The following is a 24,769-nucleotide window of genomic DNA, read 5'->3' on the forward strand; positions in this document are numbered from 1 at the left end:
AACCCCCGTGGGGCTTCCGGGCACTTACCGGCCTGACCGGCCCGGCCTGCCGCTCGGTGCGCTCGGTGCGACCGGTGCGCTCGGTCCGACCGGTCCGACCGGGCTGCCGTTGAGGGCGTGGAAGTCCCGCCCCGGCGTCAGCCCTTGATCTCGATCTCGCCGTTCTGCCGCGACCCCGTGCCCGGTTCGCCCGTCGTCGCGGCGCCCGCCGCCGTACCGGCTTCCCCGGTCGTGGGCGCGGGCACCGTGCCCGTACGGGACGTGAGGTTGTTCAGGAGCGACGCCAGGTCCACGCCCGTCGTCGAGCTGAGCAGCTCCATGCCCTGCGCGACGTTGTCCGTGACCGTGCGGGCCAGCTGGCTCGCGCCGTCCGTGGAGATGACCGTCATCTTGTCGATGGCGCTCAGCGGCTCGGAAGCCTTCGCCACGACGCTCGGGAGGACCTCAACCAGCATCTGGAGGACGGCCGCGTCACCGTACTGCGCGAACGCGTCCGCCTTCTTCCGCATGGCCTCGGCCTCGGCCGCACCCTTGGCGGCGATCGACGCGGCCTCCGCCTCACCCTCGATGCGGACCGCGTCGGCCAGCGCCGAACGGTGCAGCTTCTCGCCCTGACCGGTCAGGCGCGAGCGCTCCGCGTCGGCCTCGGCCTCCTTGACCTGGGCGATGCGGCGGGCCTCCGCCTCCTGCTCGGCCTGGTAGCGGGCGGCGTCGGCGGGCTTACGGACCTTCGTGTCCAGCTCGCGGTCGGTCAGCGCGGCCTGGCGCTCGGCGACCTTCTCCTGCTCGGCGAGGACTTCCTGCTGGCGGGCGGCTTCGGCGAGCGGGCCGGCGGCGTTGGCCTTGGCGGCCGCCGCCTCCGTCTCGGCCTTGATTTCGGCCTGCTTCAGGTAGTACGTCCGCTCGGCGATGGCGATCTCCTCGGCCGCCTTCAGCCGGGCCTGCTCCGAGGCGCGCTTCGCGATGGCCTCGGCGATGTCCGCCTCCTGCTTGGCGCGGGCTGCCTCCGGGCGGCCGAGGTCCTCCAGGTAGGAGCCCTCGGTGGTGATGTCCTGGATCTGGAAGGCGTCCAGGATCAGGCCCTGACCGGAGAGGCTGGCCTCGGCCTCCTCCGCCACCTGCCCGGCGAACGCGGCCCGGTCCCGGATGATGTCCTCGACCGACATCCGGCCGACGATCGCGCGGAGCGCGCCGGAGAGCACTTCCTGGGTGAAGCCGACGATGCCGTCCTGCTGCTGGAGGAAGCGCTGGGCGGCGGCGCGGATCGCGTCCTCGCTGCCGCCGACCTTGACGATGGCGACGCCTTCGAGGTTCGACTTCACGCCGCGCAGCGTCACCGCGCCGCGCACGGCGATCGGGATGTGGCGGCTGGAGAGGTCCAGCGTGAACTTCTGCTGGACGAACGGCACGACGAAGACGCCGCCGCCGACGACGACCTTCTGACCGCTGTTGTCGATGCTGGTGAGGCCCGTGACCGGGTCCGTCGACTTCTTGCCCCGGCGGCCGGTGATGATGAACGCCTCGCTGGGCCCGGCCACCTTGTAGCGCGTGATGACGACGAGGCCGAGCAGGACGAGGAGTACGACGATGCCGATGACGGCGATGACTACTGGACTCATGGGATGTGTCCCCCCTGCCTCCCGTGGGGGACGGCAGATTGTCGTGGAGCTGGGCAGAGCTGTGGAGTTGATCGTCGGTCATGGGCGAAAGACGAAAGAAGAAGGGCGGCGGGCGCCGGGCGAACCGGGTCTCGCGCGGTCAGCGCTCCACCGGGCGGACCGCGACCGAGGTGGTCGACAGCGCCTCTTCCACCCAGATCTCGGTGCCGCGCGCGACGGGCGCGGCCGCCTTGGCCGCGTACTTCACGGGCTGGCCGCCCAGGCGCAGCAGCACCTCGCCGTAGCCCCCTGCCGGGATGGCCGTCACGACGGAACCCGCCGTGCCGACCAGGTCGGATGCGCGCGGCGTGGTGTGGGTCTGGTCGCGCATCAGGGCCTGGCTGAGCTTCCAGGTCAGCCAGCCCGCCACCAGACCGGCCGCGCAGCCGACAGCCGTGGCCGCGACCGTTCCGACCCCCGTCGTGCCGAGCACGATGGCCCCGCCGAAGCCGAGCATCGAGACGAATCCGGCGATCACCGGGAGCGACAGCAGCCCGTCGAACAGGCCGTCGAGCACGCCCCCGAAGAGACCTTCGAGAAGGCCGTCGAAGATCAGGGAGAAGGCGAGCAGGGCGATCCCCGCAATGCCGAGACCGAGAAAGAAGGTCACGTGATCACTCCCCGCCTGGCGGCTTCCCCCGAATGTCTTACGTCGATCTGGCTGGATGGTCCCATACGGCACCTGCCTCAGTCACTGCCGGAACCCGGCAATATTTACGCCTCTTTGATGCCGGACAAACGGTCCGTGAGCGTGGAGAGCGACTGGAAGGTCGCTCCGAGCAGCGCCACGTGCTTCCAGCGCAGCACCCCGTCCGGGTCGATGAGGAAGACCGCCCGCCGCACCCCGATTCCCGGCGCGGCGACTCCGTACGCCCTCGCGGTCTCGCGGCCTTCGTCGGCCAGCAGGGGCATCCGGAGGTCGTACGCGCGGGCGAACGACTCATGACTGTCCACACCCTGTGGACTGATTCCCCAGACATCGGCGTCGAGCCCCTCGAACACTTCCATGCCCGAGGAGTACGAGCACAGCTGCTTCGTGCAGACGCTGGTGTTGTCCCCCGGATAGAACGCCAGCACCACCGACCGGCCGCGGGCGGAGGAGAGCCGGTAGTCGGCGCGTTCGAACGAATCGCCCGAGAGTGATCCGCCCGGAAGCGTGAAGTCCGGTGCCATGCTGCCGAGTTGGGGTCCTGATGCCATGGAGGCTCCTTCGGTGTCATGTACGGGGATGGTGCTGACGCCACGAATGGTTCCGCGCCCGTGACCGTACAGTGGACGGCACTTCCCGCCCCTCGCGCCCGCCCCGTCGTCACGGGGGCGACCGGTTCGCCGGCCTGTCGGCCCGTACGCCCCATCCGGAGCGGCCCCGGCGACGTATACGGGGACGAGGGGGCTCCGCGCCCCGCATCCGGACCTGGAGGTACGCGTGGTTCAACGACCGCCGTCGGCAGCGGTGCTCGTCCTGCACGGCGGGCGCGAGGCCGGTACGGAACCCCCGCCGCCGGGGCTGCTCAATCTGCCCGGCACCCGGATGCGCCCCTTCGTCCGGGCGCTCGGCCGGGCCGTCCGCGCCCCCGGCGGGAACGTCCTCGTCCAGCAGGTGCGGTACGCCCACCGAGGCTGGAACGGCACCCGCGCGGACCCCTTCCACGACGCCGTGGCCGCTCTGGACGCGCTACGGGAAGAGGCGGGGGACGAGCTGCCGGTGGTGCTCCTCGGCCACTCCATGGGGGCGCGCGCCGCCCTCCGAGCCGCCGGGCACCCCTTGGTACGGGGCGTCGTCGGGCTGGCCCCGTGGTGTCCGCCGGGAGACCCGGTCACCCAGCTCGCGGGCCGTGACGTCGTCCTCGTCCACAGTAACCGGGACCGGCTGACCAGCCCCCGGGCCAGCCAGTCGCTCACCGCGCGGGCCCGCCGGGCCGGCGCCCGTACCTGCATGATCACGGTCCGGGGCGGCGACCACGCCATGCTCCGCCGGGCCCCCGCCTGGCACCGCCTCACCACCACGCTGGTCGTGGGACTGCTCGGTTCCGGCAGTCTGCCCGGTCCGGTCGGCGCGGCGCTGGCCCTGCCGCCCACGGCGGAGGCCACCGAGGGCACCCTCGACCTGGACCTCGACCTGGACCTCGATCTCGGCTCCGGTCCTGGCTCCGGTCCGTTCCCTGACCGGACGGATCTCGCGCGCTGACCCGCCGAACTGCTCTCCCGAGCCGTCCACCGCCGGGCCGCTGATCGGTCGTCCTGCGGATGCGGTGCGAGGAGGGGCGGCCGACGATGGAGTCCCAGGACTCGGGGGCGACGAGGGCGGGAGGAAAGGTCTTGCAGGCCGATGCGTGCGACGACGGCATGCCGTCGTTCTTCGACCCGAAAACGGTCGCGGCCCTGTTCGACGGCAATCCGGCCGCCGTTGCGGTGCTCGACCACAACCTCCGCTACACCTACGTCAACCCGGCCCTCGAACGGCTCAACGGCCTTCCCGCCGCCTCCCACCTCGGACGGACCTTCTTCCAGGTGCTGCCCGAGCTGAACGGTCGGGCCACCACCATGCGCGCCGTGCTGGCCGACGGAAAGCCCCGCGAGGAGACGATCAGCGGGCGGACCTGGGCGGCGGACGGGCCGGGCCAGCAGCTCTGGAGGGCCACCTACCACCGGCTCGACGCGGACGGCGAGGGCTGCGGGCTGATGGCGATCGTCGTCGAGATCACCGACACCGTCCGGCAGCACGAGGAGCTGGAACAGGCCCGCGGCCGTGTCGCCCTGCTCAGCACCGCCGCCGTCCGGATCGGCACCACGCTCGACATGGACACCACCTGCCGGGAGTTGACCGACTTCGTGGTGCCCGCCTTCGCCGACGTCGCGGCGGTCGACGTGTTCCCGGCCGAGGTGGGGCACTCCGTGCGCCGCCCGGCCCCCGGTGTCGTACGGCTGCGGCGGGCTGCGCTGCGGGGCGACGGCGACCTCGACGAGGTGATGCAGGAGTTCGGCCATCCGGGGGAGTACGTCGATTTCGCGCCGGACTCCGCGGTGGCTCGCTGCCTCGCGGAGAACGAACCGGTCATCGACGACTGGGAGGACCACCCGCACGGGCGCAGCGCCTCCACATCGGACCGGATCACCACCTCCCGCGCGCTCGGCCTGCGCCAGGCGCTCGTCGTCCCGCTCACCGCGCGCACCCGGCCGCTCGGCGCGCTCAGCCTCGTCCGGGCCGAGGGCTCCCCCTCCTTCGACGACCAGGACGTCGCCGTGGCCCGCGAACTGGCCCTCCGGGCGGGCGTCGACCTCGACCACGCCCGTCGCTACGACCACGAGCACAGCATCGCCCGCGAGCTCCAGCGCTCACTGCTGTCCGAGCCCTGGGGGCCCCACCCCCACGTCGAGGTCGCCACCCGCTACCGCCCCGCCGACCAGGGCGTCCTGGTCGGCGGCGACTGGTTCGACGTCGTGCCGCTCCGGGACGGCAGGCACCTCAAGGCGATGGGCGACGTGATGGGCCACGGTGTGGAGGCGGCCGTGGCGATGAGCCAGTACCGCTCCCTGCTGCGGCTGCTGGCACAGGAGGACCTCCCGCCGCACCAGATCCTGGAGCAGCTCGACGGGATGGTGGAGCGGTCGGGCCTGGACCGGGCGGCGACCTGCCTCCTCGCCGTCGTCGACCGGTTCGGCGGGGTGTGCGAGGTGGCCAGCGCGGGCCACCTCCCCCCGGTCTTCATCGACCCCGGCACCGCCGCGGCGCGGGTCGTGCCGGTGCCGGTCGGGCCGCCGCTCGGCACCGGATTCGGCGGCTACCGGACCGCGTCCGTGCCCTGCGGTCCGGGGACCGTGCTGTTCATGTACACCGACGGGCTGGTGGAGCGCCGGGGCGAGGACATCGACGTGTCGGTACGGCGGCTGGCCTCGCTGACCCTGCCGCCCGGCGGTGGTCTGGAGGACCTTCTGGACCGGGTGCTGGACCGGTTCGGCGATGACGCGGAGGACGACATCGCCGTCCTCGCGTCCCGCATCCGCGAGGATCCGTCGGTGGTGCGGCCCACGCCGCCGGAGTGACCGGCCGGTCGGGCTCAGCGGCGTACCCCGGTCGCCAGGGCGGTCAGCGCCGGGGGCAGGGTGATGATCTCCGGCCTCTCGGGTCTCCGGCCTCTCCGGCCTCTCGGGTCTCCGGCCTCTCGGGTGTCCGGCTTCTCGGGGGCCTCCGGCTTCTCGGGTGTCCAACCTCTCGGGTGGGGTGCTGCCCGGCTCGGGCCGCTTCCGGCTCAGGCCGTCTCCGGAGTGTCCCGCTTCCGGCCGCGCAACTGACGCAGGACGAGGGCGGCCGAGGTGATCAGCGGCAGCATCCCCGCCACCGCGTCGGCGGTGTTCAGCTTGTCGTGCGTGCCCCTGGTCCGACGGATCTGCTTCGACGCCCTGATGACCGCGAGCGCGCTGCTGCCCAGGCTCAGCATGAGCCCGACCTTGCCGCCGCGCGCGCCCTTGCCGGGTGCTGACCGGTTCTTCGCCATCGGTGCCACCTCCAGGCGGTGGGGCCGGCCCCTTCGCGGGCGGGCCCTCCCCGTCCACGTAACCGGGTGTCCGCCGTGCCCGCAAACGGACCGGGAGGGGTGCGGCGGCGGGTCCGCACCGGCGGACGTACGACCCCGGTCCGGTGCCCCGCCGCGGCCGCACCGGCACGGCGGTCCCGCCGTGGCACCCCGGCGACATCCCGCGTTCACGCGGCGTCCGCGCGGGGGTCGCCGGGCCTTGCGAAGGTCCCTCGCGGAAGACCATCACGCAGGAGGGCACGTTCATGAACAGATCGAGGGCGCGGCTGCCGCGGCGCGGGGCGCTGCTGCTGGCCGGTGCGCTGGCGGCGGGCACGGTCGTGGCCGGTGCGGGGACCGGCGCGGCGGCCGCCGACCCGTGCGCCGGGAGCGGTCCGCTGCCGCGGGTCTGCGCCCAGCCGGGCGACCTGATCGACGTCACGCTCGGCGAACTGCACCCGACGCAGGCCGTCCTCGGTTTCGACCAGGTCTTCTACAAGCTCGGCCGCTACGGCAGCGACCGCGACGAGGCGGCGGGCGGCGTCAACAAGCGCTTCGACGAGTGGTGCGAGACCAACGGCCAGGGGGAGGCCGCGTCGGCCGGCCCCGGCGCCCGGCTGGGCGACCCGTCGAGCTTCACCTGCACCGTGCCTCTCGGGCAGGAGACGCCCGAGACGATCGCGCCGATGAAGACCGCCGTCGTCGGGCCGGGCGGCAAGCTGTACCTCACCGACGGGCACCACACCCTGACGTCCTTCCTGGAGGGCCCGGACGGCTCGCCCGCGACGCACATCCGGCTCCGCGTCACCGACAACTTCAGCTCGCTGTCCCCCTCCGCGTTCTGGCAGCGGATGACCGCCGAGAAGAAGGTGTGGCTGCGTGACGAGAACAACCGCCCGCTGACGGTGAACCAGCTGCCGGAGCGCCTCGGGATCACCCACTTCCGCGACGACCCGTACCGCAGCCTCGTCTACTTCACCCGTGACATCGGCTACGAGGTCCCGGACGGGGCGACGGAGTTCCTGGAGTTCTCGTGGGGGGCCTGGCTGCGCGGCGAGCACGATGTGAGCGCGTACGACCTGACCGCTCCGGGCCCGTATCTCGACCTGGTGAAGCGTGCCTCGAAGTCGATGGCCGCGCTCGCCCCCGACGCGGTCGTGGACGACGGGAGGACCGCCGCGCAGCTCGGCCGGATCGAGGCATGGAACGGCGGCAAGAAGGAGACCGGCGGGGAGTTCGCCAAGCTGGGGCGTCCGCTGAGCGACCCCAAGCCGGGCAAGCTCGCCGAGTCCCTGGTCTACAAGTCCCGCATCGTGGCCGCCCCCGCCTGCACCACCAGGGTCACCGGTCCCCGCAGAGGCCCGCTGACCGTCACGAGCGGCGTCACCTGCCTGGACCGGGCGGCGCAGCGCGGCCCGGTCGTCGTCCGTCCCGGCGCGGCCCTCGTGGTCACCGGCTCCACGCTCGACGGCCCGGTCCAGGCCGACCGGGCGGCCGCCGTCCACGTGTGCGGTTCACGGGTGTCCGGCCCGGTCTCGGTGAGCCGTGCGACCGGTCCCGTCCGCGTGGGGGGTCCGGGCTGCACGGCGAACACCGTCGAGGGCCCGGTCGTCCTCACCGGCAACACCGGCGGGGTGCGGTTCGCCGCCAACACGGTCACCGGCCCGCTGGTGTGTTCGGCCAACCGTCCCGAACCGGTGGCCGGTCCGGGCCGCGCCAACGAGGTGGGGGGCCCGCGTACGGGGCAGTGCTCCGCGCTCTGATCCGGGTGCCGGGCCGCGCGCCGGCCCTGCGCCCGGCCGAACTCCGCGCCGCGGCCCGGCACCGGGGCCTCCGACCGTCTCCGCACCGGGCCTCCGGCCGGTTCCGCACCGGTCGGAGGCCTGGTGGCGTATGTGCTCAGACGAACACGTACGCCACCGTGGTCGCCGCCCCCAGACCCGCGCCCGCCACGGTCTGGGCGACGGTGTGATAGCCGAGGGCGACCCGCGACCAGCAGGCCGCCACCGTCAGCGTGTACGCGGCGAGCCACCAGGGGGAGTGGACGACGGCGAGGAGGGCGACCGCCGCCGAGGCCACCGACGCGTCGACCGAGATCTTCCACACCGTGTTGACGGCCAGCAGGCCGATCGTCATCGCCCACAGCGCGAGCATCGCGGCGAGGATGCCGGTGGGCGCGTTCCCGACCACCATCACCACCGAGCCGCCGCCGATCGAGCCGAGGATCACGAAGAAGATCGGCGCCCGCTTCGTCCGGTCCACCACATGGCGGTCGCCCCAGGTGCCACGCCCCCGTTCCCACTCGATGTACCCCGCCGGGATCAGCCCCGCGCAGAGGGCCCCGAGGAGACCCCAGAGCAGCCCGGTCCAGTCGCCCGCCGCGGCGAGGCCGATGCCGAGCATGCCCGCCAGCAGGACGTTGCGCGGCTGGAGGACGTCGGTGACGGTGCGCGCCACGGACGGGGTGGTGCTCTCCGGCGCACCGGCACCGGCACCGGGGGCGGGGGCGGTGTCCGGGGAGGTGCCGGTCAGGTCGTGGGTGGTGCCCGTCATGCGCTCGTCTCCGTCGTGCGGGTGGTCTCGGCCGAGGCCGCCGTGTCCGCCGTGGCTGACGCCGCTGCCGTGGCGGCGGCGAGCACCGCGCGGGCGCGTTCCTCGCCGACCGTCCGGTACGCGGCGGCGACCCGTACCAGCCGGGCCACCTCCCCGTCCTGGTCCGCCGCGTGGTGGACGGCGACCGGCGCGGCTCCTCCGGCGGGCGCGCCGGACACCTTCGCGAGCACGGCGGACCGGAGCCAGTAGGCGTCGGTGAGCGCTTCGGCCCGGCGCGGGTCGTCCGTGTCGCGGGCGGCGGCCGTGACGGCGGCGTCGAGCAGCCCGTCGGGGACGTAGTGGCGCAGTTTCTCGGCGGCGTCCGCGATGTCGGCGGCCCAGCGGTCCACCCGCAGGTCGGCCGGGACGTTGAAACGGGTGAGCTCGCGGACCAGCGAGGCGGGCGGGTCGAACGGCTGGTCCGGGAAGACGGTCATCAACTCGTGCCAGAGCGCGTGCAGTTTGACCTGGGCCCGCCACAGCCGGGCCCGGCGCGCCCCGGCCGCGAACGCGGGGACGGACGCGCCGAGGGCGAAGAAGGCGAACAGCACCAACTGCGCGGCCTCGGTGACCCGGTCGAAGCGCAGGGCGAACGCCTCGCTCGGCTCGTCCACCACGCTGATCCACAGGAAGAGGGTGCGACTGACGGTGTAGCCGACACCGATGAACATGGCGAAGGTCATCATCCCGAGCCCGATGCGCAGATGGCGCCTCCGGGCGTCGAGGGTGGCCAGCGCCCACTGGAAGGCGCAGACGGCGGACGCGGCCCCGAGGTAGAGGTAGAAGACGCTCATGTAGAGCGTGGCGCCCCATTCCCCGGCGTGGTCGGAGACGAAGCGGTCCGAGGGCCGGGAGCGGTCGACGACGGTGAAGAAGAGAACGGTCAGCAGGATCAGCGTGGCGGCGGACGCCTTGGCCGCCAGCTTCTGGACGAGCCGCGCGAACCGTACGTGGCGGGGGACCACGCCTTCTTCGGGGTAGCCGCCGTAGATGGCCACGATGTAGCTGAGGATGGCCAGAATTGCCACCGTGGCGGTGTAGTGCTTGATGAGGACGGCGAGGTCGGTGACGGCGCTGTCGTTCAGGCCGGTGCGCACCGCCTCGGTCTTCGTCCACAGCGCGACGGCGAATCCGGCGTAGCAGCCCCACAGGGCCCGGCGACGGCGGTCCTCCTCGTCACCCCACAGGGCGGCGGGCATACGCCACAGGGCAACGGCCGTCATCAGGCCGGCTATCAGGTAGCCGGCGAGATCGAGGGGGGTCACGGCGGTCTTCGTCCTCGGAGTAGGGGTACGGGTCGGGCCTGCGGGCAGGGCGGTGGCACGTGTCAGCCGCGGCCGGTCCACCTGCTCGGGAAGAGAGCGCGCCGACGGTGGGCCACCGGGCGGGACAGGGAGTCGTCCAGCCGCCCCACCATGTCATCGGTGGTGAGGTCCCGCGCCATCCGGGGGATCAGCGAGGCACCGAATTCGGCCATACGTTCGTCGTGGGTGTCGTACTGCGCACGGGCCTGGACCGTGCCGCCGCCGGTGGCGAAGGACGCCGCGGCGTCCGGGGAGATCATCCGGGCGATCAGCGAGGTGTCGAAGACCGGCAGGAGCGTGCGCAGTCGCTCCGCGTCCAGAGTCGTCCCGTGGTCGAACCATTCGTGGCACAGCTCGTGCAGGACGACGTGCTGGGTCTGGTACGCGGTCGGCCTGCGGCGGTAGAGGACGAGGCTGGTGTCGCCGGCCTTCAGCCGCAGTCCGCAGGCGGCGTTGACGCGGGCGAGACGGTCCGGCATCTCGTGCAGCCGGATCGTGCGCCCGCTCGCCGCCTCCATGTTTGCGACGAGTCCGTCCAGGGTGAAGGGAACCGGGAGGGGCAGGTCGGCGAGCCCGGCCTCGCACTCTTTCCGCAGTTTCCGCAGGGACATGACGAAGACGCTACGCCGCGGGGCCCGCCGGACGGCGGTTCCCGGCGGAATCTTCACCGTCGTCCGTGCTCCGGCCCGCCGGGCCGCTCTTCTCACGTGCGGCGTCCTCCAGCAGGGACAGGGCGAACCGGAGGAGCTCCGGCGGGAGCCCGTCGTCGTTCAGCCCCCGGCCGGCCAGGCCGCTGATCTCGCCGGTGCGCCGCTTGGCCAGGAACTGGAGCCCGGCGACGACGTCGTCGACGACCTCGGACTCCTCCTTGAAGAAGCGCCAGTCCACGCCGAACCCCAGGCCGAGGGCCTTGAGGATGTCCTCGGACGGCTGGGTGACCTTGCCGGCCAGGATGTTGGAGAAGTAGCTGTGCGACAGCGAGCCGCCGCGGTCGCGGACCAGCTCGGCGAAGACCCGGCCCGAGATCTTCTGGCCGGGGAAGGTCTTCTCGACCATGTACTCGACCTTTTCCCGCAGGGAGTCGAGGCGGGGCAGCTCGTCCGGAGCGGGCGGCACGACGGGTTCCGGACCGCGATCGTCGCCGTCGTCCTTGGCCATCCGGGCCTCCACGATTCCCCTCGGAGTCGGAACTGAGCTTGCGCAAACACTCTACGTCACTGTTAACTCGAAAAAACATGGGCAGGGGGCCACGAGGGGAGTCCCTTGCCCGTGAAAGCCCCGCACCCTGCTGCCCGGAGCCGGGTCCGGACAGGGGTGTAGCCCTTCACGACGGGGGATGCGTGAAGGGCTACGCGTGCATTATGGCCCCGCGGTCCTCCCGACGACAACTGACCAGTCGGTCAGTGAAACGCGGGAAGGTCGCGGGGGTGCGTCCGCCGAGCCCGTGGCAGCCGTCCGAAACTGTTCCGGCCGCGATAGACATGTCCTCGGCAGGGGCTTAGGGTTTCTTGTGCAGTCACGTGACACAGCGGTACGCAGCCGAGGCGCACCCCGCAGGCGTACGGCGCCCGGCCCCTCCGGCCGCGCGTGACAGAAGAGGTGCAGATGCCCCCGGAGACCCCCTCGCAGGCCACCGACCGGCTCGACGACGACGATTACCCCGCTTACACGATGGGGCGAGCCGCCGAGATGATCGGCGCGACGCCGGGGTTCCTCCGGGCGATCGGCGAAGCCCGCCTGATCACCCCGCTGCGGTCCGAGGGCGGCCATCGCCGTTACTCCCGCTACCAGTTGCGTATCGCCGCCCGCGCCCGTGAGCTGGTCGACTCCGGCACGCCCATCGACGCGGCCTGCCGCATCGTCATCCTGGAGGACCAGCTGGAGGAGGCGCTGCGCCTCAACGAGGAACTGCGCGGCCGGTCCGCCCGCTCCGCAGGGCCCGCCGAGCGCTGACGTGCGCCGTGCCGCGCGCCGCGGAGCCCCGACGCCGGCCCGGAGAACACCCGCGCGGGCCCGGAAAATATCTGCATTCGTCAGCATAGAATTTCACGCAATGCGCGATGAGGCTTTTATGTTCCGACACGGCCGGCGATATTGGACACATGCCGCTCCGGCTTCATCGTGCTACTGTTGATCTCAGTTGCAGTTGTGGTTCCCAAAAAACTTCAAGTGCTCTTGCCGATCGGATGTCGGTAGGCGCACTTTTGTCTTTCCGGTGTTCTTTCCGGACGGGGTAATCATCGCGGCGACGTTGGGCCTGCACAGTGTGGGCCCGCGGGCTCTGCCCCTAAGGAGATATGACATGGCTACTGGCACCGTGAAGTGGTTCAACTCGGAAAAGGGCTTCGGCTTCATCGAGCAGGATGGCGGCGGCGCCGACGTCTTCGCTCACTACAGCAACATCGCCTCCAGCGGCTTCCGTGAGCTGCAGGAGGGCCAGAAGGTGAACTTCGACGTCACGCAGGGCCAGAAGGGCCCGCAGGCCGAGAACATCACCCCCGCCTGATCACTCAGGTAGCACTGCGCAGCTGGGGCCCGCACCTTGGGGTGCGGGCCCCGGCTCGTTGTCGTTTCCGGGGCTCGCTCTGCGCGCCCCTCGACGGAGCCGCGTCCGGTGTGTTGATTCCCGGCGGCCGGGTTTCGTTTTCTTTTGTCATTTCATCGGCTCGTTCTTGCGATTCTGGGTGCCGTTCACGGCCGCTTCCCCAAAGGAATCCCTCGATACGTGCCCTATCGAGGAAAGGTTCCCTATGAACCGCGAACGCACCCCCCGCTCGAACGACCGGTTCTCCCGTACCCGCTCCGGCGGCGGCCCCCGTTACTCCGGTGGCGGCGGCGAGCGCCGTGCCGCGGGCTTCGGCGGGGGCCCCAAGCGCTCCGGCGGCTCCGGTCACTCCGGCGGCTCGGGCCGGTCCGGTGGCTACGGCCGCCGCTCCGCGTCCGGCGCCAAGGGCGAGTTCGCCCTGCCGGTGACCGTCACCCCGGCCCTCCCCGCCGCCGAGACCTTCGGCGAGCTGGAGATGCCCGCACCGCTGAAGGCGGCGCTGGTCGCCGAGGGCATGACCGTGCCCTTCCCGATCCAGGCGGCCACCCTGCCGAACTCGCTGGCCGGCCGGGACGTCCTCGGCCGGGGCCGCACCGGCTCGGGCAAGACCCTCGCCTTCGGCCTCGCGCTGCTGGCCCGCACCTCCGGCCGCCGCGCCGACGCCAAGCGCCCGCTCGCCCTGGTCCTCGTCCCCACCCGTGAGCTGGCCCAGCAGGTCACCGACGCGCTCACCCCGTACGCCCGGTCGCTGAAGCTGCGCATCGCCACCGTCGTCGGCGGCATGTCCATCGGCCGCCAGGCCAGTGCGCTGCGCGGGGGCGCCGAGGTCGTCGTCGCCACGCCGGGCCGCCTCAAGGACCTGATCGAGCGCGGCGACTGCCGGCTGGACCGGGTCACCATCACCGTCCTCGACGAGGCCGACCAGATGGCCGACATGGGCTTCATGCCGCAGGTCACCGAGCTGCTCGACCAGGTGAACCCCGACGGGCAGCGGATGCTGTTCTCGGCCACCCTGGACCGTAACGTCGACCTGCTGGTGCGCTCCTACCTCAAGGACCCGGTCGTGCATTCCGTCGACCCCGCCGCCGGCGCGGTCACGACGATGGAGCACCACGTCCTCTACGTCCAGGGCGCCGACAAGTACGCCACCACGACGGAGATCGCGGCCCGCGACGGTCGCGTGATCATGTTCCTCGACACCAAGCACGCGGTGGACAAGCTCACCGACCACCTGCTGCAGAGCGGGGTCCGGGCGGCGGCGCTGCACGGCGGCAAGTCCCAGCCGCAGCGCACCCGCACCCTGGAGCGGTTCAAGACCGGCCACGTCACGGTGCTCGTCGCCACGAACGTCGCGGCGCGCGGCATCCACGTCGACAACCTCGACCTGGTCGTCAACGTGGACCCGCCGAGCGACCACAAGGACTACCTGCACCGCGGCGGCCGTACCGCCCGTGCCGGGGAGTCCGGCAGTGTCGTCACGCTGGTGCTGCCCAACCAGCGCCGCGAGATGACCCGGCTGATGGCGGATGCCGGGATCACCCCGCAGATCGCCCAGGTCCGCTCCGGCGAGGCCGAGCTGAACCGGATCACCGGTGCGCAGGCCCCCTCCGGCGTCCCGGTCGTCGTCACCGCCCCGCCCAAGGAGCGCGGCAGCCGTGGCGGCGCGTTCATGGGCCGCGGCACCAAGCGCGGTGGCAGCGGAGCTCCGGCCCGCGGCCGCCGGCCCGGAGTGCCGACGCCCGAGGCCCGTGCGGCCGCCGCGCAGCGTCGGGCCAACCGCGCCGCGTGACCCCGAGCGGCCGGCGGTCCGCCGCCGGCCGCCCCGTACGCCCGGCGAGCCTCCCGGTGCGTGCGTCCTCCGAGCACTCGACCCCTGTTGAGGAACCATGCGCTGTGTCATCGCCCGCTTCCCCTTCGACCTCTTCAAGAGCGAAGTGGCGGAAGCGATGAAGGGCATCAAGCCCGAACCCGTCACGGGCGACGCGGTGGTCATCAGCCGCCGGGTCTACCCCGTCAAGCAGGTGGGTGAAGTGATCACCCGGCAGGACCGCCGGGACTTCAGCTCCGCCGAGGTCGTCCGGGCGCTGTCCAAGCTCGGCTTCACCTGCCGTACCGCCGAGTCGGCCGCGCCGGCGCCGGCCCCCGCCCGCACCCCGCTGGAGACGGCCTCCGCCTTGCTGGGGAGTCCGGACGAGGCGAGGAACGAGGTTCCCGGAGCGGTGTCCGCCCCCGGAGCCGGCGGGGTCTGACACCCGCCGACGGGACCTGAGACCCGCTCGTACGCCCCGTGACGCCGTCCGTCGGCGGTGCGGGGCGTGCGAGGATCGCGATCATGAAGAGCATGCTGACCGTGCTGGGCCTGGCGGTGGCGGCCTCCGTGCTGCCCGGCACCGCCGCACACGCCGACGAGACCCACACCGACGCCCACAACGGCCCGCAGGTGGCTCTGATCGCGACGGGCCAGATCGACGATCCGCTGGAGGACGTCCTGGAGCACGTCGCGGTCCTCGGCCGGACCGTCGTCGTGGACCACTGACCCCTCGCTGCCGCTCGACGTCCCGAGCGGCCCCGAGCGATCGCGGTCCGGTCCCTCAGGAAGCCGTGGCGGTGGGCGGCTTCTGCCGCGCCCACGCCATACGCGGTTCCAGCACCGGGCGCAGCAGAGCCCGGACCGGGGGCGTGCACAGCAGGGTCATGACGACGATCGCGCCCAGGGTGACGGCTACTGTGCCCAGGGTGGTCTCGAAGAACGGGTCGTCGTAGAAGCCGCCGTACTTCAGGCCCCGCACGACGAAGCCGTGGAGCAGGTACCCGTACAGCGTGCCGGTGCCGAGCGCCGTCATCCAGCTGGGGCCCCGGGGCACCCAGGCCAGGAAGCACGCGCCCAGCGCGATCGCGGCCACGAACAGCAGGAGCGTGGTCACCGGACCCGCCCACTCGGCGATGCCCATCTCCAGGGCGCTGTTCTTGCGGAAGAACAGCGAGGTCGAGATCCGGGGCACCAGCCAGTACGCCAGCAGCATCCCGAACACGAAGACCGGTACCGAGACGATCCGCACCCGGGTGGAGCGGAGGAACGCGAAGTGCTCCGGGCGCAGCCGCATGCCGAGCACGTAGAACGGCAGGAACTGGAGCACGCGCTGGATCTGGAGGGCCCCGTCGGCGGCCGGTGACACCGTCGCCAGCGCGGCGACGGCCAGCGAGAGCAGCACGGGGAACCGCACCGCCTGCCACAGCGGCGTGGACAGCCGCCAGAAGAACAGGGCGGGCAGGAACCACAACAGCCAGTAGGGCGCCAGCATGGACAGGGCGAAGTCCGGCTTGTCCGCGACCCGTTCGAAGAGCGAGTAGAGCGCCTCGAACAGGACGTAGGGGACCAGCAGGCTGGTGACCAGCTTCCACACCCGGTTCGGCGTCAGTTCGAAGTTCCGGGAGAAGTAGCCGGCGATGAGGATGAACACCGGCATGTGGAACGTGTAGATGAAGGTGTACGCGGCCTCCACGAGACGCCCGGACGGCAGCGGCTCCCAGGCGTGTCCTATCGCCACCAGCACGATCGCCAGGTACTTCGCGTTGTCGAAGAAGTGGTCCCGGCCGCCGCTCGGGGGCTTCACGGCCGGCGGGCTCCCGGCGGACGGTCCCGTGGCCGGGGGCTTCCCGGCCGGAGGGCTGTCGGTCTCCGTGGGACCGGCGGCGGTGGGACGCGGCTGCTCGGAGGCGAGGGGGGAAGACATCCTGACACCCTAGAACGTGGAAGCGTTCCCTCCGCCTGCTGTGTCATGCATCACGTCAATCTGCTCCTCCGGGCGGTGCGTGCCGATGGCGCGGGCTGTGCGCGAGGTGCGGCAGGGTGCCGCGGGGTCTGCCCGAGGTGCGGCCCGGTGTCGCGGAAGCTGCGCGGGGCGTGTTCCGGTGGTGCGGGGGGCAGGGCGGGGCGTGTCCCGGTGGTGCGGGGGCCTGCCCGAGGTGCGGTGGGGGGTTTGCCGGAGGGGGGCCCGGTGGGCCGCCCCCGGTCGGATTCACCGGGCTCCCTCATGGGCAGCGCGTCAGCGCTCGACCAGGCTTGGACCATGACGACCTGGACCCGCAAGGCCTTACTCCTCACTGTCTCCGCAGCCGCCGCGGCCGGCACCCTGGCCGCCGTCGGTGCGCCCGTCGCGCACAGCCGCCCGGCGGGGTCCGCGGCGGCCCCGCTCGACTGGGGTCCCTGCGCTCCCCTTCCGGGCGTGACCGCCCCCGCAGGGCAGCAGTGCGCCACGCTCCGCGTCCCCCTGGACCACCGAGTCCCCGGCGGGCGCACCGTCGACGTGGCGGTCAGCCGGCTGCGCACCGACCGGCCCGAGGCCCGGCGCGGCACCCTGCTGGCCCTCGCCGGCGGCCCCGGCGGCTCCGGGGTCCAGCGCCTCGCGCAGAAGGGCGAGGCGCTGCGGACCGCGACCGAGGGTGCGTACGACCTGGTCAGCCTCGACCCGCGCGGGGTCGGCGGCTCCATCCGGGCCGGCTGCGGGATCCCCGAGGCGGACCGGCACCTGGTGACGCTGCGGTCCTACCCCGCGCCGGACGGCTCGATCACGCGGAACACCGAGCGCGCGCGCCGCACCGCCGGGGCGTGCGCCCGCGACGGCGGCCCGGTGGTGCGGTCCTTCAGCACGCGCAACCAGGTCCGCGACATCGACCGGCTCCGCGCCGCGCTGGGCGAGCGGAAGCTGTCCGTCTGGGGGCACTCGTACGGCAGCTACGCCGGCGCGGTGTACGCGCAGGAGTATCCACGCCGCGTCGACCGGCTGGTCCTGGACAGTGTCGGCGACCCCGACCCGGCACGGGTGGGGTACGGCTGGCTGGCGAACACGGCCCCGGCGGTCGCCCTCCGCTTCCCCGACTTCGCGGCCTGGGCGGCTGACCCCGCACGGGACGCGGAAGGGCTCCGGCTGGCCCGGCGCGCCGAGGACGTGAAGCCGCTGTTCCTCGCACTGGCCCGTGCGCTGGACCGCGACCCGAAGGAATCGGAGATTCCCGGCGTCCCGCTCACCGGGGACCGGCTGAGGCAGGCCCTCCAGGGCACCCTGCAGAGCGACCGGGCGTTCCCGTCGCTGGCCCGGCTGATCCGGTCCGCGCAGGAGCCGGCGGGCCGCCCGGCGCTGCCGCCGGAGCAGGCGGGCGCGCTGCCGGACGAGGACGCGACGCTGACGATGGCGGTCGTCTGCAACGATGTGCGCTGGCCGGGCCCGGACTCCGGTTACGCCCGCCGGGTCGCCGCCGACCGGGCGCGGTATCCGCTGACGGCCGGGATGCCCGTGAACATAGCGCCGTGCGCCTTCTGGACGTACGACGAGGAGCCCGAGGCGACCCGGATCACCGACGACGGCCCTTCGAACGTGCTGATGATCCAGAGCCTGCGCGACCCGGCCACCCCGTACGCCGGGGCCCTGAAGATGCGGGAGGCGCTCGGAGGGCGGGCCCGGATGGTCACCGTCGAGCGGGGCGGGCACGGGATGTATCTGGGCAACGGCAACGCCTGCGGCGACCGGGCCGTCAGCGACTTCCTCGTCACCGGCAGGCGCCCGGTCCGGGACGCCCACTGCCCGAACTGACCCGGCCCGTCAGGGGTGGCGGCCTGAACGAGAAGGTGATCGGGACGGGGGAAGCGGCGTCGACGGTGGGCTACGGCTGCTCCGGACCCCCGTCGTCCTCCGTCGGGACGCACAGCACCGGGACCGTCGACATGTGCAGCAGTTTGTGCGGGGTCGAGCCCAGCAGGGCACCGCGCATCGGGCTCTCGCCCCAGGTGCCGACCACGATGACCCGAGCCCCGTGGCGTTCGGCGGCGTCCAGCAGTGCCTGGGCCGGCTTCTCGTCCAGCACCTCCACCGAGGCCGGGACGCCCGCCTCCTCGGCGGCGGTGAGCGCGTGCTCCAGTCCGGCGCGTCCGGCCTGGCGGATCGCCTCGTAGTGACTGCGGTACTCGGCGCCGTCCCGCAGCCCGGGGGCGGCGGCCCCGTAGACCAGCACCAGCTCCTCCCCGTACGCCGCCGCCACCTCGATGGCGATGCGCAGGGCGCGGGCGGCACCGGGGGACTCGTCGTAACCGAGGACGACCGACATCTCAACTCCCCTTTCCCGTACCGGAATCACCCGTACCGGAATCACCTGTACCGGTGGGGTCCTCGGCGGAGTCACCCCGACCGGAGGCGGCGGCACCGGGGCCGCCGGAGCGCGTGATCGTCCCGTGTACCAGGTCGGGGTCCGCCACCCCCGGCCGCTCCTGCCAGAACACCGCGTCCCGCAGCCGCCACGCCACCATCAGGACCACACCGGCCAGGGAGATCACGATGCCGATGACGAGCGGCGGACCGAGGCCGAACCAGGAGGTGCCGCTGTAGGAGTTGGCCGGATCGGACATGTCGATGATCGAACGCACCAGCAGCCAGGTCAGCAGCCCGGCGCCGGCCACCGGGCCGAGGCCGATGAGGAGGAAGTTCCGCACGCTCTCGGTGAGGTGGCGGCGGTAGTAGACCGCGCAGGCCACCCCGGTGAGCGCGTAGTAGAAGGCGATCAGGAGGGACAGCGCGGTGAGCGAGTCGAAGAGGGCGTTCGTGGAGATCTGGTTGACCACCACGTACCAGGCGATGGCGACGCCGGCGACCCACCACGTACTGACGTCCGGCGTACGGAACCGGGGGCTGATGTGCCCGAAGTGCTGCGGCAGCGCCTGACGGCGGGCCATCGACAGGGTGGTCCGGGACGCCGGGATGATCGTGGTCTGGGTGGAGGCGAGCGCGGAGGTGGCCACCGCCAGCAGCAGGATCCAGTCCCAGCCGCCCAGGACGTCCCCGGCGAGCTGGGCGAAGACGAACTCCTCCTCGCCCGCGTTCTCGGCCAGGAACGCCGTACCCGCGAAGGCCACGACCGCGAAGGCGACCGACAGGTAGGTCACCAGGAGCACCACCGTGGACCACAGGCCCGCCTTGCCGGGGGCGCTCGCCGAGTCCTCCGTCTCCTCGGTGAGGTTGACCGCGGACTCCCAGCCCCAGTAGATGAACACCCCGAGCAGCAGCCCGCCGGTCAGCGCGGCGCCGCCCGCGCCGAACGGGTCGAGCCAGCCGGCGGCCGGCTCGACGGAGTCGAAGCCGGTCGTGCCCGCGTACACCCGGTAGAGCGCCACCACGACGAAGACCAGCAGGAACGCGATCTGGAGGAGGATCAGCGCGTTCTGCACCTTGGCCGACAGTTCGGTGCCGACGACGCACACCGCGGTCATCACGATGATGAGCAGCACGGTGAGCGACTGGCGTACGACGTCGTTCTCGACCCAGCCGTCCAGGCCCACCGCCAGCAGGGTGAAGCTCACCGCCACGTCGGCCAGCGAGCCCACCACCAGCACGCCGGTCATGGTGATGGCCCAGCCGCCCAGCCAGCCCGCCCAGGGGCCCATCGCCCGCGTCACCCAGGAGAACGTCGTACCGCAGTCCTGGTCGACCTTGTTCAGGTAGTAGAACGCGGAGGCGATCAGCAGCATCGGCACGAAGGAGGCGAACATGACGCCCGGCGCGTAGATCCCCACCAGGGCGACGATGGGGCCGATGACGGCGGCCAGCGAGTACGCGGGGGAGGTCGCGTTGAGGCCGATCACCAGGGCGTCGACGAACCCGATCGCGTTCGGCTTGAGGCCGACATCGGGTTCGTCCCGCACGGGGTCGTGGGCGTCGTGGGCCATGGGTCCTCGCTCCGCCGGGCATCCCCGCCGGGAGCGGGCGATGATCCGGGTCTCATCGTAGGAAGACCCTGCGAAACCCGCATTCCGGACAAGGTGGCCCTGCTGGAGGGGTGCCATCGCCCTCGCCGGAGGGGCGTCACCCGAACGGCCCGCTCCTCTGCGCGGCCGGATGCCAGGCCGCAGGGTGGAGTCCATGTGGTCCCGCCGACTCGTCCTGGGCGTCCTGGTCCTGCCCCTGGCCCTCCTGGTCCTCGGGGACGGTCCGGAGTTCCGCACGCCCGGGTCGGAGCTGGCCACCGGGCCCCGGCCGCCGCGCGGGCTCCCGCAACCGGCCCTCGTCACCCGCCGGGAGTGGCACGCGGACGAGAAGCTGGTCCGGGAGGGACCGCACTACACGGGCGCGGCACGGGCGGTGTTCGTGCACCACACCGGCAACCCCAACGACTACGACTGCGCGGACGCCCCCGACCTGATCCGGGCGGTGCAGCGCGACCACGTCCGGCAGGACGGCTGGGACGACATCGGCTACAACTTCCTCGTCGACCGCTGCGGCACCATCTACGAGGGCCGGGCGGGCGGGGTCGGCCGCCCGGTGCTGGGCGCGCACACGAAGGGGTTCAACGCCGACACGGTCGGCGTCGCGGCCATCGGGAACTTCGGGCCGGGGGCCGAGGTGCCGAAGCCGATGATGGACGCGCTGGTGAAGGTCGTCGCGTGGAAACTCCGGCCGGGCGCGGACCCCTTGGGCACGGTCGACCTGGTCTCGACGAACGACGAGAGCCGCTTCGACGAGGGCCAGGTGGCCCGGCTGCACGTCATCTCCGGCCACCGCGACAGCTTCGAGACCCGCTGCCCCGGCGACGCGCTCTACGCCCGGCTGCCCGAACTGCGCGAGCGCGCCGCGAAGCTGCGCGCCGCCGTCCCCGGCCACTCGGCGGCGGCCCGGCTGCGCCCGGCGTTCTGACCCTCGCGGAGCGGGGCTACCGGGAGACGAACTGCGCCAGGATCGCCTGGACCTCGTAGATGTCGACGCCCTTGGTGAACGTCTTCTGGATCGGCATCGCGTGGCCCGAGACCCAGATGTTCAGCTCGGCGTCGAGGTCGAACGTCCCGGCCGTCTCCACGGAGAACTGCGTGATGCTGCGGTACGGGACGGAGCGGTACTCCACCTTCTTGCCGGTGATGCCCTGCTTGTCGACGAGGATCAGCCGCCGGTCCGTGAACAGGATGCTGTCGCGGACCAGCAGGTACGCGGCGTGGACCTGCTCGCCCTGCCCCAGCAGCCGCGCGTAGTCCTGCTGGGCGGTGGCCGGGTCGATGGTGTGGGCGTTGCCGAACAGCGACATGGGTCCCCGTCTCTCGTGGTGTCGTGGAGGTGTACGTACAGAAGTACGTGCGGGCAGGGGTGCGTGGTTCCCGGCGCCGGAGCCGGGCCTAGAGCCGGACGACCGTCGCCTCGGTCGCCTTCACGCAGGTCCAGACGGCGCTTCCGTCGGCGAGGCCGAGTTCGGCGGCGGACTCCGGGGTGATCTCCGCGACCAGGTCCGGGGCCTCCGGCGAGGTGATCAGCAGCCGCAGCCGGCTGCCGACGGAGGTGATCTCGCGGACCGTGCCGGGCCAGACGTTGCGCGGGGAGCCGGTGGGCCGCTCCCGGTGTACGGAGACGGCTTCCGGGCCGATCACCGCGAGGGCGGGCGCGCCCGCCGGGAGGGGTTCGGCCACCACGAGCCGCCCGCCGCCCTCCGGTGCCAGGCCGTCGTCGGTGGTGGTGCCCGGCCAGGCGTTGCGCCCCAGCATCCGGGCCACCCAGGGGGAGCGCGGGTGGCGGGTGACCTCGGCGGGCGGCTCGTCCTGGAGGACCCGGCCGTCCTCCAGCACCAGGACCCGGTCGGCCAGCGAGACCGCCTCGACCGGGTCGTGGGTGACGATCAGACAGACCCCGCCGAACCGGGCGAGGTGCCCGCGCAGGGTGTGCCGCACGTGGGCGCGGGTGGTCTGGTCGAGGGCGGCGAGCGGTTCGTCCAGCAGCAGGAGGCGCGGGCGGGCGGCCAGCGCGCGGGCGAGGGCGACGCGTTGGGCCTGGCCGCCGGAGAGCCGGTCGGGCCTGCGGCGGGCGAGGTGGCCCACGCCGAGCCGGTCCAGCCAGTCCTGGGCCTCGCGCCGGGCCTCGGCACGGGGGACGCCGTGGGCGCGGAGCCCGTACGCCGTGTTGGTCAGGGCGCTCAGGTGCGGGAAGAGCGCCCCGTCCTGGGGGACCCAGGCCACGCCCCGGCGGTGCGGGGGGAGCGCGGTGACGTCGCGGTCGCCCAGGCGCAGGGCCGCGTGCGCGCGGGGCGTGAGGCCGAGGAGGGCCCGCAGGAGCGTCGTCTTGCCCGCGCCGTTGGGGCCGACCACCGCGATGGTGGTGCCGGGGGCGGCGTCCAGGGTGAGGTGGGTGAAGCCCGTGACCTCGGCGTGCAGCGGCCAGGGTTCGGGCGGACTCCTGTCCAGGGCAACGGCGGACGGTTCGGGGAGCGGGTCCGGGGTGGTGCCCGCCGGTTCCTCCGGCCGGGTCGCCGCCGCCCGGCTCGCCGGGTCCCGTCGGCCGCCGGGGGCAGCCGCCCAGCGCCCCCGCAGCGCGATCAGGACGATCATCGCCATGGCCAGGAGCAGCAGCGACACGGAGGTGGCGGCCTCCGGGGAGTCCTGGAGCAGCAGGTACACCTGGAGCGGAAGGGTCTGCGTGCTGCCGGGGAGGTTCCCGGCGAAGGTGATGGTCGCCCCGAACTCACCCAGCGCCCGCGCCCAGGTCAGGGCGGCCCCGGCGATCAGTCCGGGGGCGACCATCGGCAGGGTCACGGTGAGGAAGACCCGGACCGGCGAGGCCCCCAGGGACGCGGCGGTCTCCTCGTACCGGGGACGCAGTCCGCCGAGCGCGCCCTCCAGCGAGATGACCAGGAACGGCATGGCGACGAACGTGGCCGCGACCACGGCCCCCGAGGTGTGGAAGGGCAGCGTGACGCCGAAGGCGTCCTCCAGCCAGGGGCCGAGCAGCCCGCGCCGCCCGAAGGCCAGGAGCAGGGCGACGCCGCCGACCGTCGGCGGCAGCACCATCGGCAGCAGCACCAGCGAGCGGACGAACGCCTTGCCGCGGAACGGCACCCGCGCCAGCAGCCAGGCCAGCGGCACCCCGAGCAGCAGGGAGAGCCCGAGCGCCCACAGGGAGACCAGCAGCGAGAGCCGCAGCGCCTCGGTGGTGGCCTCGGCCGTGAGGTGGCCGCCCAGCTCGCCCCACGAGGTGCGGGCCAGGATGCCGGCGAGCGGCAGCATCAGGAACGCCACGGCCAGCAGGGCGGGCACCGTCAGCAGCAGGGGCGCGCGGGCACCGGACGTGCGGCGGGCGGCCGGTCGTTTCATGGGTGACCTCGTCGGGGCTGCGGGGAGGTGACGGCGGCCCCGGCGGGGCCCGTGGGACGGGGGCGGTACGGGTTCCGCCGGGTGGGCGGGGTGCGGCGGTGCGGGCTTCGCCGGGGCGGGCGGGGACGCGTCACGGCTGCTGGAAGCCCGCGCCCCGGAGGATCTTCTGGGCGGCGGGTGTGGAGAGCCAGGCGACGAACGCGGCGGCGGCCTCGCCGTGCTGCGAGGTCTTCAGTGTGGCGGCCGGGTAGGAGGCGATGGCGTTCTGCGCATCGGGGATCTCGATCGCGTCGACCTTGCCGGTGGCGGCGGCATCGGTCCTGTAGACGAGTCCGGCGTCCGCCTCGCCGAGCGACACCTTGGACAGGACCGCGCGGACGTTGGGCTCCTGGGAGACCGGCTTCACGTCGATCTTCCGGGCGTCGAGGATCTGCCGGCTGTAGCGGCCGACCGGTACCTCGGGGGCGGCCAGGACGACCTTCAGCTTCGGGTCGGCGAGGTCGTCGAGGCGCTCGACCTTCTCCGGGTTGCCCTCGCCGGTGGCGATGACGAGGCGGTTCCTGGCGATGACGGTCGGCTCGCCGGTGTCGCCGGAGAGGCCCTCCATGGTCCTGGTGTCGGCGGTGACCAGGGCGTCGGCGGGCGCGCCCTGCTTGACCTGGGCGGCCAGCTCCTGGGAGCCGGCGAAGGAGAACGTCACCTCCGTGCCCGGATTCTCCTTCTCGTACACGGCCCCCGCCTCCGTGAAGACGTCCGTCAGGGAGGAGGCGGCCAGCACGGTCAGATCGGCCTTCCGGGCGCCGGAGGCGGCCCCGGAGCCGCCGCCCCCTTCTTCCTCGGCCCCGGATCCGTCGCTGCCGCAGGCGGCGAGCGGGAGCATCAGGGCGGTGGTCAGGGCGGCGGCGGCCGCGCGGCGGCGGGCGGGCGGCAGGGACATGGGGGTCGGGGCTCCTTCGGCGCGTGCGCGGCCGGCGGGGCGCCGGTCCGGCGGGGCAGCCGTGCGGGGCTGCGAAGGGTGGTGCTGTGCGGTGGTGCCGTGTGGTGCG

Annotated in this window: 23 protein-coding genes and 1 pseudogene; 10 read left to right on the plus strand and 14 right to left on the minus strand. The window is 72.9% G+C overall.

Translation table 11 applies throughout. The features are described from left to right. Positions 1-137: 137 nt before the first annotated feature. The 3 genes from QFZ71_RS15255 to QFZ71_RS15265 form a co-directional block, all read right to left on the minus strand. Positions 138-1,619: a flotillin family protein gene (locus QFZ71_RS15255; RefSeq protein WP_307668770.1), complete on the minus strand. Its 1,482-nt coding sequence runs from the start codon at positions 1,617-1,619 to the stop codon at positions 138-140. Positions 1,620-1,758: 139 nt separating this feature from the next. Beyond that, positions 1,759-2,268 (minus strand): hypothetical protein, encoded by a 510-nt coding sequence (locus QFZ71_RS15260; RefSeq protein WP_307668771.1) that lies wholly within the window; start codon positions 2,266-2,268, stop codon positions 1,759-1,761. Between the two features lie 104 nt (positions 2,269-2,372). Next, positions 2,373-2,858: a peroxiredoxin gene (locus QFZ71_RS15265; protein ID WP_307668772.1), complete on the minus strand. Its 486-nt coding sequence runs from the start codon at positions 2,856-2,858 to the stop codon at positions 2,373-2,375. A gap of 226 nt (positions 2,859-3,084) precedes the next feature. On the opposite strand from QFZ71_RS15265, the gene QFZ71_RS15270 reads away from it, so the two are divergent. Continuing rightward, the gene (locus QFZ71_RS15270) at positions 3,085-3,846 is read left to right on the plus strand and encodes an alpha/beta family hydrolase (protein ID WP_307668773.1); all 762 of its coding nucleotides are present in this window, start codon (positions 3,085-3,087) and stop codon (positions 3,844-3,846) included. A gap of 86 nt (positions 3,847-3,932) precedes the next feature. Continuing rightward, positions 3,933-5,702 carry a SpoIIE family protein phosphatase gene (locus QFZ71_RS15275; RefSeq protein ID WP_307668774.1) on the plus strand — a complete coding sequence of 590 codons (1,770 nt, stop codon included), beginning with the start codon at positions 3,933-3,935 and terminating at the stop codon, positions 5,700-5,702. 206 nt (positions 5,703-5,908) lie between these two features. On the opposite strand, the gene QFZ71_RS15280 is transcribed toward QFZ71_RS15275, so the two are convergent. Next, positions 5,909-6,154 (minus strand): hypothetical protein, encoded by a 246-nt coding sequence (locus QFZ71_RS15280; RefSeq protein WP_307668775.1) that lies wholly within the window; start codon positions 6,152-6,154, stop codon positions 5,909-5,911. 284 nt (positions 6,155-6,438) lie between these two features. On the opposite strand from QFZ71_RS15280, the gene QFZ71_RS15285 reads away from it, so the two are divergent. Continuing rightward, positions 6,439-7,935, plus strand: coding sequence for a ParB/Srx family N-terminal domain-containing protein (locus QFZ71_RS15285; protein ID WP_307668776.1), 1,497 nt, complete (start codon positions 6,439-6,441; stop codon positions 7,933-7,935). Positions 7,936-8,071: 136 nt separating this feature from the next. Here QFZ71_RS15285 and QFZ71_RS15290 read toward each other — a convergent pair whose 3' ends face one another. From QFZ71_RS15290 to QFZ71_RS15305, 4 genes and pseudogenes are all read right to left on the minus strand, one after another. Further along, positions 8,072-8,725 carry a hypothetical protein gene (locus tag QFZ71_RS15290; protein ID WP_307668777.1) on the minus strand — a complete coding sequence of 218 codons (654 nt, stop codon included), beginning with the start codon at positions 8,723-8,725 and terminating at the stop codon, positions 8,072-8,074. Beyond that, complete coding sequence (locus QFZ71_RS15295) at positions 8,722-10,029, minus strand: MAB_1171c family putative transporter (protein WP_307668778.1); 1,308 nt, start codon at positions 10,027-10,029, stop codon at positions 8,722-8,724. The genes QFZ71_RS15290 and QFZ71_RS15295 overlap by 4 nt, the downstream gene beginning before the upstream one ends. Positions 10,030-10,091: 62 nt before the next feature. Further along, the gene (locus QFZ71_RS15300; protein WP_307668779.1) at positions 10,092-10,679 is read right to left on the minus strand and encodes a toxin; all 588 of its coding nucleotides are present in this window, start codon (positions 10,677-10,679) and stop codon (positions 10,092-10,094) included. Between the two features lie 10 nt (positions 10,680-10,689). Then, a pseudogene (locus tag QFZ71_RS15305) lies at positions 10,690-11,272 on the minus strand (hypothetical protein). A 401-nt stretch (positions 11,273-11,673) separates the two neighbouring features. On the opposite strand from QFZ71_RS15305, the gene QFZ71_RS15310 reads away from it, so the two are divergent. The 5 genes from QFZ71_RS15310 (at position 11,674) to QFZ71_RS15330 (ending at position 15,149) form a co-directional block, all read left to right on the plus strand. After that, positions 11,674-12,021, plus strand: coding sequence for a MerR family transcriptional regulator (locus QFZ71_RS15310; RefSeq protein WP_307668780.1), 348 nt, complete (start codon positions 11,674-11,676; stop codon positions 12,019-12,021). Between the two features lie 349 nt (positions 12,022-12,370). After that, a complete protein-coding gene (locus tag QFZ71_RS15315; RefSeq protein WP_018522223.1) occupies positions 12,371-12,574 on the plus strand; it encodes a cold-shock protein in 204 nt (67 codons plus the stop codon). Between the two features lie 244 nt (positions 12,575-12,818). Next, the gene (locus QFZ71_RS15320) at positions 12,819-14,402 is read left to right on the plus strand and encodes a DEAD/DEAH box helicase (protein WP_307668781.1); all 1,584 of its coding nucleotides are present in this window, start codon (positions 12,819-12,821) and stop codon (positions 14,400-14,402) included. 97 nt (positions 14,403-14,499) lie between these two features. Then, positions 14,500-14,862 carry an SCO5918 family protein gene (locus tag QFZ71_RS15325; RefSeq protein ID WP_307668782.1) on the plus strand — a complete coding sequence of 121 codons (363 nt, stop codon included), beginning with the start codon at positions 14,500-14,502 and terminating at the stop codon, positions 14,860-14,862. An 83-nt stretch (positions 14,863-14,945) separates the two neighbouring features. After that, positions 14,946-15,149, plus strand: coding sequence for a hypothetical protein (locus QFZ71_RS15330; RefSeq protein WP_307668783.1), 204 nt, complete (start codon positions 14,946-14,948; stop codon positions 15,147-15,149). Between the two features lie 55 nt (positions 15,150-15,204). Here the strand turns inward: QFZ71_RS15330 and QFZ71_RS15335 are convergent, their stop codons facing one another. Beyond that, positions 15,205-16,347: an acyltransferase family protein gene (locus QFZ71_RS15335; protein WP_307668784.1), complete on the minus strand. Its 1,143-nt coding sequence runs from the start codon at positions 16,345-16,347 to the stop codon at positions 15,205-15,207. A gap of 336 nt (positions 16,348-16,683) precedes the next feature. On the opposite strand from QFZ71_RS15335, the gene QFZ71_RS15340 reads away from it, so the two are divergent. Continuing rightward, positions 16,684-18,204, plus strand: coding sequence for an alpha/beta hydrolase (locus tag QFZ71_RS15340; protein ID WP_307668785.1), 1,521 nt, complete (start codon positions 16,684-16,686; stop codon positions 18,202-18,204). A gap of 70 nt (positions 18,205-18,274) precedes the next feature. Here the strand turns inward: QFZ71_RS15340 and QFZ71_RS15345 are convergent, their stop codons facing one another. Both QFZ71_RS15345 and QFZ71_RS15350 read right to left on the minus strand, forming a co-directional pair. Next, positions 18,275-18,715 carry a universal stress protein gene (locus tag QFZ71_RS15345; RefSeq protein ID WP_307668786.1) on the minus strand — a complete coding sequence of 147 codons (441 nt, stop codon included), beginning with the start codon at positions 18,713-18,715 and terminating at the stop codon, positions 18,275-18,277. A gap of 1 nt (position 18,716) precedes the next feature. Then, entirely contained in the window at positions 18,717-20,327 is a 1,611-nt protein-coding gene (locus QFZ71_RS15350) for an APC family permease (RefSeq protein WP_307668787.1), read from the minus strand. Between the two features lie 193 nt (positions 20,328-20,520). Here QFZ71_RS15350 and QFZ71_RS15355 point away from each other — a divergent pair, with 193 nt between their 5' ends. Next, positions 20,521-21,291, plus strand: a complete 771-nt coding sequence (locus QFZ71_RS15355) for a peptidoglycan recognition protein (protein WP_307668788.1) — start codon at positions 20,521-20,523, stop codon at positions 21,289-21,291. A 16-nt stretch (positions 21,292-21,307) separates the two neighbouring features. Here QFZ71_RS15355 and QFZ71_RS15360 read toward each other — a convergent pair whose 3' ends face one another. From QFZ71_RS15360 to modA, 3 genes are all read right to left on the minus strand, one after another. Continuing rightward, positions 21,308-21,673 carry a PH domain-containing protein gene (locus QFZ71_RS15360; protein WP_307668789.1) on the minus strand — a complete coding sequence of 122 codons (366 nt, stop codon included), beginning with the start codon at positions 21,671-21,673 and terminating at the stop codon, positions 21,308-21,310. 88 nt (positions 21,674-21,761) lie between these two features. After that, positions 21,762-23,723 carry an ABC transporter permease gene (locus QFZ71_RS15365; protein WP_307668790.1) on the minus strand — a complete coding sequence of 654 codons (1,962 nt, stop codon included), beginning with the start codon at positions 23,721-23,723 and terminating at the stop codon, positions 21,762-21,764. 130 nt (positions 23,724-23,853) lie between these two features. Then, positions 23,854-24,660 carry a molybdate ABC transporter substrate-binding protein gene (gene modA / locus QFZ71_RS15370; RefSeq protein ID WP_307668791.1) on the minus strand — a complete coding sequence of 269 codons (807 nt, stop codon included), beginning with the start codon at positions 24,658-24,660 and terminating at the stop codon, positions 23,854-23,856. Positions 24,661-24,769 lie beyond the last annotated feature (109 nt).

It is taken from the genome of Streptomyces sp. V2I9 (assembly GCF_030817475.1).
Taxonomy (GTDB): Bacteria; Actinomycetota; Actinomycetes; order Streptomycetales; family Streptomycetaceae; genus Streptomyces.

Coding starts and splice junctions, on each gene's coding strand:
- QFZ71_RS15255 (WP_307668770.1), bottom strand. CDS start 1,619: ATGAGTCCAGTAGTCATCGCCGTCATCGGCATCGTCGTACTCCTCGTC.
- QFZ71_RS15265 (WP_307668772.1), bottom strand. CDS start 2,858: ATGGCATCAGGACCCCAACTCGGCAGCATGGCACCGGACTTCACGCTT.
- QFZ71_RS15275 (WP_307668774.1), top strand. CDS start 3,933: ATGGAGTCCCAGGACTCGGGGGCGACGAGGGCGGGAGGAAAGGTCTTG.
- QFZ71_RS15280 (WP_307668775.1), bottom strand. CDS start 6,154: ATGGCGAAGAACCGGTCAGCACCCGGCAAGGGCGCGCGCGGCGGCAAG.
- QFZ71_RS15285 (WP_307668776.1), top strand. CDS start 6,439: ATGAACAGATCGAGGGCGCGGCTGCCGCGGCGCGGGGCGCTGCTGCTG.
- QFZ71_RS15290 (WP_307668777.1), bottom strand. CDS start 8,725: ATGACGGGCACCACCCACGACCTGACCGGCACCTCCCCGGACACCGCC.
- QFZ71_RS15300 (WP_307668779.1), bottom strand. CDS start 10,679: ATGTCCCTGCGGAAACTGCGGAAAGAGTGCGAGGCCGGGCTCGCCGAC.
- QFZ71_RS15310 (WP_307668780.1), top strand. CDS start 11,674: ATGCCCCCGGAGACCCCCTCGCAGGCCACCGACCGGCTCGACGACGAC.
- QFZ71_RS15315 (WP_018522223.1), top strand. CDS start 12,371: ATGGCTACTGGCACCGTGAAGTGGTTCAACTCGGAAAAGGGCTTCGGC.
- QFZ71_RS15320 (WP_307668781.1), top strand. CDS start 12,819: ATGAACCGCGAACGCACCCCCCGCTCGAACGACCGGTTCTCCCGTACC.
- QFZ71_RS15325 (WP_307668782.1), top strand. CDS start 14,500: ATGCGCTGTGTCATCGCCCGCTTCCCCTTCGACCTCTTCAAGAGCGAA.
- QFZ71_RS15330 (WP_307668783.1), top strand. CDS start 14,946: ATGAAGAGCATGCTGACCGTGCTGGGCCTGGCGGTGGCGGCCTCCGTG.
- QFZ71_RS15335 (WP_307668784.1), bottom strand. CDS start 16,347: ATGTCTTCCCCCCTCGCCTCCGAGCAGCCGCGTCCCACCGCCGCCGGT.
- QFZ71_RS15340 (WP_307668785.1), top strand. CDS start 16,684: ATGACGACCTGGACCCGCAAGGCCTTACTCCTCACTGTCTCCGCAGCC.
- QFZ71_RS15345 (WP_307668786.1), bottom strand. CDS start 18,715: ATGTCGGTCGTCCTCGGTTACGACGAGTCCCCCGGTGCCGCCCGCGCC.
- QFZ71_RS15350 (WP_307668787.1), bottom strand. CDS start 20,327: ATGGCCCACGACGCCCACGACCCCGTGCGGGACGAACCCGATGTCGGC.
- QFZ71_RS15355 (WP_307668788.1), top strand. CDS start 20,521: ATGTGGTCCCGCCGACTCGTCCTGGGCGTCCTGGTCCTGCCCCTGGCC.
- QFZ71_RS15360 (WP_307668789.1), bottom strand. CDS start 21,673: ATGTCGCTGTTCGGCAACGCCCACACCATCGACCCGGCCACCGCCCAG.
- QFZ71_RS15365 (WP_307668790.1), bottom strand. CDS start 23,723: ATGAAACGACCGGCCGCCCGCCGCACGTCCGGTGCCCGCGCGCCCCTG.
- modA (WP_307668791.1), bottom strand. CDS start 24,660: ATGTCCCTGCCGCCCGCCCGCCGCCGCGCGGCCGCCGCCGCCCTGACC.